This window comes from Bacteroides rodentium JCM 16496, from assembly GCF_000614125.1.
GTDB classification, from domain to species: domain Bacteria; phylum Bacteroidota; class Bacteroidia; order Bacteroidales; family Bacteroidaceae; genus Bacteroides; species Bacteroides rodentium.
Genome location: NZ_BAKJ01000095.1, coordinates 1 through 6,326, shown reverse-complemented (window position 1 = coordinate 6,326; position 6,326 = coordinate 1). Strand labels below are relative to the sequence as shown.

Annotated in this window: 4 protein-coding genes; 1 reads left to right on the top strand and 3 read right to left on the bottom strand. The window is 41.3% G+C overall.

Annotated features, from left to right (window positions below; translation table 11 throughout):
* The first annotated feature begins 695 nt into the window (after window positions 1-695).
* The gene (locus JCM16496_RS20365; RefSeq protein ID WP_128809774.1) at window positions 696-3,110 is read left to right on the top strand and encodes a fimbrillin family protein; all 2,415 of its coding nucleotides are present in this window, start codon (window positions 696-698) and stop codon (window positions 3,108-3,110) included.
* Window positions 3,111-3,423: 313 nt separating this feature from the next.
* Here JCM16496_RS20365 and JCM16496_RS20360 read toward each other — a convergent pair whose 3' ends face one another.
* From JCM16496_RS20360 to JCM16496_RS24750, 3 genes are read right to left on the bottom strand one after another with little or no spacing between them, the layout of a single operon-like run.
* Complete coding sequence (locus JCM16496_RS20360) at window positions 3,424-5,232, bottom strand: hypothetical protein (RefSeq protein WP_128809773.1); 1,809 nt, start codon at window positions 5,230-5,232, stop codon at window positions 3,424-3,426.
* Window positions 5,178-5,933 (bottom strand): hypothetical protein, encoded by a 756-nt coding sequence (locus JCM16496_RS20355; RefSeq protein WP_025836352.1) that lies wholly within the window; start codon window positions 5,931-5,933, stop codon window positions 5,178-5,180. The genes JCM16496_RS20360 and JCM16496_RS20355 overlap by 55 nt, the downstream gene beginning before the upstream one ends.
* A gap of 37 nt (window positions 5,934-5,970) precedes the next feature.
* Complete coding sequence (locus JCM16496_RS24750; RefSeq protein ID WP_262482790.1) at window positions 5,971-6,096, bottom strand: hypothetical protein; 126 nt, start codon at window positions 6,094-6,096, stop codon at window positions 5,971-5,973.
* Between the last annotated feature and the right edge of the window lie 230 nt (window positions 6,097-6,326).

The window sequence follows — 6,326 nt, the reverse complement described above, 5'->3', positions numbered from 1 at the left end:
GCCATTTTGGCTACACGACGGGGTTCGCATGTTTTCAAGGAGCTTATTCTCTGTAGGATAATCAGTTAGGTCTTCATTGGATGGGGACAGATAATGGTGCCGGAATTTATGGGTGTAATAAATCCGCATACGGTATTATTGGATTTAATATCCTGGTAAATAGCTATATATCCGTTTCCTTTTATGGTATACACTCATTCGGTACAAATCTTTTTAGAACAGCTTATTAAATAGGCATATATTTGATATACAGCGAAATACTTCTCCAAATATGTTTAGGAAATTTAGTCCTTACTTTGCAGGCTGAAATGTGGGGCTATGAAAGGAATTTATGTGCTTGCGCTATACCTTATTATATAGAGAAATCCAGTTGAAGATTACGCTTTATTATATATAGGAATCCCGAATAGCAGCAGATAACAGATAAGCTGATGCGTGGTGATAAGTACCATGCCAATTGCATAACATGTACCCACATAACGAAAAATGAAAGCGAAAACGAAAAAACAACAATTATATTATTAACAACTAATTTTTTACGATTATGAACATGGAAAAAGAAATGATGTATGTGGCTCCGGCAGTGGAAGTGCTGGAAGTGGAAATTGAATTGGGGTTTGCAGGAAGCGTAGTGACTCCTCCCGATGTAGAAGATGGAGAAATTTAAAAAGTATAATTTAATTAAACGTTTGATTATGAGAACAAAATTTTTATTAGCGATGGCATTGCCCATGATCTTCGCAGCTTGCTCAAATGAAGATGATTTGATGATAAGCCAAGAGGTGGCAGGCCAAAAACTTGCGTCAAAAACAATCCTGACCGTGGGCAGAACTGAGGCAGACACAAAATTGAATGCCGACGGATGGGAAAACGGAGACAAGGTAGGATTGGCATGGTTCAATAATACTGCAAATGGTGCTATTACAGATGATCAAGGCAAGGTTGTTAATAATAATATAACTACAGCCGATAACAAAATCTATGCCAACCATCTGTTCACCTACGCTGACGGTTCATTCACCAACGAAGGCGACATCTACAATGGTTCTTACTTCGCTTATTTCCCTTACGCACGCCAAAATGCGGGCAATGGAGCTTCGGAGAAGGTTATTCAGCTGAACACAAAACAGGCTGTTGCCGAAGCTTCGAAGGCATTCTTCGCGGGCGTGTTTAGCATCTCTGCCAGAGATATGATTACCGCAGAAAATATTAATGACAATGGTGCCGTGGAGAAACAATTTTCGCTGAAGCAGTTGGCTAACGGTCTCGCCATTAAAACTACTTTGGGCAATATGGGCGACTATACCAAAGAACAGATTGAAGGAATGAAGATTACAAAAGTGACTTTGTCTGTTACTAAAAACGCATTTGCCACTTCATTCACATTGAATCCGCAAAAACTCCCGGTAGCAGTTTATACTGAAGGCGTGTACGATGCTAAAAAAACTTTAGCGAAAATGACTGTTAACGATTTGATTGGGGCAGATGATACCAAGGCTGTCGAGAAGACTGTTGCGAACGAATTGTCTGTAGAGGTCGGTGAATGCGGTGCAACGCTGGCTTCTGACAATGACGCTTTCTTGTTGTTCACTTTGCCTACGGATAACACAACCGGTGTTGCTGTCTCTGATGTCGCTTTGACAATCAGAACCGTTGCCGGTGAAATGACACTCAAGTATACAGCGAATGCCATTGCCGGTTCTGTGGCAGAAGCCAACAATACCGCTATCGAAAAATTAGTTGCTATGTTGGGTACTGGTTATGGTGCGGACAAGGTTAAGCTGAGCGATATTGTCAACAAGCGTGTCGGTCTGGATTTCAAGGTAGACATGTCTAAATTCACTCCTATCAACGATGACATCAAGACTGCGGAAGAATGGAACGCCGCCGTGAAATATTTCGATACATTCATGCCTTCCGTGACTCCGACTTTCACTATCACTGGTGACATCGAATTCACTTCTGCCGAACCGATGACATTGCCGAAGAAGGGCTTGAAAGACATCACAGGCAGCAATACCATCACTATCAAGTCGGGTGCAAGTACTATCGACAAGAAAATTGAGACTTGCTCCGTTGATTTGACAATTGCAAAGGACGCCTCCTTGACAGTGGCTGCTGATGCTGCTGCCGACAAGAAACCGTTGCTGACTTTGGCTGATCAAAAAACTATTACCAATAACGGCACATTGACCGTGAACGGTGAAATTGCCGGTGTTAGCGGTGGGTCAGCTACTATCGCCAACAATAAAGCGTTGATAGTGGGCCAGGATGGTAAAATTAACTCCGGTGTGGCTACAACTGCAACAATTGTTGTGAACAATGCGGCAAATGCAACCATTACAATCGGCTACAACTCTTATGTACACCATAACGCAACGGGTACCATAAAGGGAGTTATCGACGGAAACGATGCTGTGGCAAAGAACTATTATTCTTACCTGATTGCACGTATGGTGGCAGCCGGAGCCGGCGCGTCTACTGATTCCGGAAAAGAAGGTTCTGCAGTTGCATGTAATACCATCGAATTGAAAAACATCAACGTAGCAGAAGGTGACAAGTCAATTGTAAGTTCGGAAGATCTTCCTTGGGGAGAAGCGGGGGTTTATCCGGTTGGAACTGAAACCTTTAAAGGCATCGAAGTAATTCTTAATGCAGCTACATTGAAGTCTGTGACGGGTTCTGCCATGGAGTATAAGACCATCACTTCTGAAGGCGCTTCTGCTTTGGCAGGTGTCTTCACCGGTGGCGCTGTTACAGTGAAGAGCGGCTCTTTGTCTGTAGGACAATATTCTAACACCCAAAAGGTAGCTACAAACAGTACTCTGACAATTATTTCGGCTAATCTTGAAGTAAAAGAAGGTGCTACATTGAACGTGGATAGAACAACAATCGCAACTCCTGCCGAATTGAACAATGCGGGTGCTATCAACCTGACCGGTAAGAATGCAGATACCATTGACGGTATAATCAACGCTACCAAGATTATGAACAAGAAAACCGGTAACATAACTGTGGGTGTAGGTGGAAAGATGACTTATGCCGGACAAGGTAACTTCACGAATGAAGAGGGAGCAAAATCTACGGGTAATATTGTTTCTATAAATTAACCATCAGATTCATCTGATTCCGATGGCCCGATAAATTGAATTTCCGTCTGTATATCGTAAAACGATGTATCAGACGGAAATTCTTCTTTTATCAAGAGGCAGGGGGCCAAAGGCTTGCAATCAACGGGATGCAGCTGACGAAACACTGCACCCTTTCTGAAGTGATGATGAAATGCCTTTACAGTGACGATGCTACCCTTTTGCAGTGTCCAGAAAAATCCTCGTCTGATAAAAATTAGAGGGTATCCGAGGACACCCTCTAATTTTCTTTTATAGAATATTGAAATCAGTAACTCCTGACCTCGGTTATACTTTAGCTAGCTACAGTTGTTTTTGTACTTGCATCTGCATTACCTGTGAATACGGCAGAACCGTTGTTGTGTATTTCCGGACCAACTTTTCCCTTACCGTTATTCTGGTTTACATCACCATAGTTCTCAATTTTTTCGCTTGCTGCGAATACTGCCCCCTCTACATCTGCAATGTTCAGTGTGCCGTTCTTCACAAACGGAGTCTTATCTTCTCCTACCGTTGCAGTAACAAAGTACATCTTTCCACTTACATTCAAAGTACCAAGGATGGTAGCGGCGGTTGTAGAACCAGCATCGAAACTAGCACCATTGAAGGTTATTTCCTTGTTAACCGTCAAAGTAGCTCCTGAATTGACTGTCAAAGCAGCTTCTACAGCACGTCCGGTTGCACCATCAGAAGCTATAGTTGCAGTTCCGTCAACAATAATTTCATCAGCAGTAAATTTTCCCTTCAAAGTAAGATTATTCTGTAATGTTATGCTCTTGCCAGTTGCAGCTACATTTGCATCAGTTGTAATAGCGGCAGTCACCGTGATATCAGTAACTTTTCTTTCGCTTACAGCCTTTTTGAAGTCAGCGAGGGTGGCTACTTCTACGCTTACAATCTGATTAGTCAGTGTTGCTGGGGCCAGAGTATATTTATTGATGTCTTTCAGAACAATATATCCTTTGTTGCTAGAAGTAACATTAGTTATCGTGCCTGCACCTCCGTCCACAATCTTGGCTTCGGAAGCAACAGAAATCGTTCCCTCATTCTTAACGGCAGCCGCACCGGTAACTTTTAGCTCACTGTCTTTACCATTCAAGTCAATCTTGCCATAGTTTTTGATGACATTGGCAGCGTTGGCATTGATGCTGGCACCTGCTGCATTATTGATGGTACCTCTCAAGTTGTTAGTCAAGCCATTATTAGCAACAACAGCAATTGCGCCATTGTTAGTGACAGTACCGGTTACTCCCGTTTCCGTATTTTCTCCATTAATAAAGCTTAAAAATGTCAAACTCTTATTCAAATCTGTCGGAGTTGGAGCAATGTTGTTTACAATTGTACCATAGTTTTCCAGTTTCAAATTTGTCGCAGCATCAGCAATCGGTGTATTGAATGTTAATGTAGAACCATTTGCAACTTTGATAGTAACGTTTGTACCGCCCAGTTGTGTTTTGTCCAGACTAAAGTTTGCAGCCTTCACTGTCAAAGTCTGAGGAGCATCTGCAGCCAGTTTCAGTCCAAAATTAGCAGGATAGTTTTCAACCTCGATGCTCTGCTTCAGAGTAAAAGTCGGAGTTCCCCACGCAGTGTTATCACCAAACTGATTGAAGTGGTCTGATACAAATTTGCATGCATAGTTCCAATCATCAACAGAATTGATTGAGAAATTCTTTTGTGGCTCTACGTTGTTGTCACCGATGTTATAGTGGATATTCAAGCTGTTATTGATGTGGGTCACAGCATTACGGTTCATGGCAACTGCACTTCCATTTGCAGGATTCAACTTAACATATTCTGTATAAATACCTTCCGATGTATAGACTTCACATTTTAAGAAACTGTAAGAACCGGCAGGAATCAACATGAATACGCGACACTTGTCATCCGCTTTGGTGTATGTATAACCATCCTTAATTTTCAGGGTAAAAGAATTGTCTGCTTTAGTTCCACCTTGAATCTCTACAGTAGGATCCATCAAAACATCCAATTTTGTCTGTATGTCTTCACTTAAAGCGGCTTGGTCTTTGATGGCATCAGCATCGATAGTCACGACATTTGCTTCACCCGAAGCACTTCCTTTTGCGATATTTGCAAAAACCAAGCATTGCCATTGTAGGTCTTGATTACAGTTCCGGATTCATTCGAAGTAGGAGTCACCACAACTTTATCTACAGTTATGGCTTCCGGTTTTTCAGATGTGATTCCGATCTGCATATCCAAGGTATGATAGATAGATTTGAATGTTAAAGGCAAATCTATTTTTGCACCATATTCAAATTCTGCACCTTTATCATTTGCGATGTTCAACATCGGAGTAATGAAGAAGTTGTTATCCATCAAGTGCTTTCTTGAAGTACCGTCCTGTATTTGAATTTCAGGAAGTGTAGGTTTCACTTCCTCATTACCCAACATGTCCTTCTTATACGGGGTATAAAGGATATATTTACCGGTAGTCACTGCTGTTACAGTGGAAAAAGTTGTGGATTTTGCTAATTCGCTTTCCTTCAGACCATTTGTAAATGGATGATTAGAAGCTATTTTGTTGTTAGCATCCAAAAGGTCATCAGTACCTGAAGCCTTGCAGGCACCGATAATATCGGCATTCGTCCAATAATAGTTCCAATTAGCCAAATCATCATCATAAGACTGACGTGTTTGTACCATATCTCCGTATTGTGCACCGATAGCAAGGTTCACTTTAGGAAGATTCGCATCTGAAATAGCTTGTTCCACCAGTTCCTCGTTAGAGCAGGATGCTAAAACGCCCAGGCAGAGAGCAGATAATAAATACTTGGTTTTCATTTGTTATAAAGTTTAATTAATTACATTTTATTACCACTTAGAGTCCCGGAACACCCTCATCTGCACCACCAGCAGAGATTTCGTATCCTTTTTCTACTTCTATCTCCAGTATTTCTACTTCCGGAACTTCATACTTCATTTCTTTTTCCATTTTCATAATCATAAAAATTAGTTGTTAATAATATAATTGTTATTTCTCTTTCATCATGCTGTTGTCCGAACAGTTGTAGCAGCACTATCCATACTCTTTGAAGGGGAAAAACATCTTTCCGCTTTCAGCCTTTTTACTACAAATCTACCAAACATCCCTATATCAGGAGTGTTATCATCCGCTGGTTTTTCCCTATATAATAAGATGTAACATAAGTATGTCAAAGCCTCTCATTGTTCCGC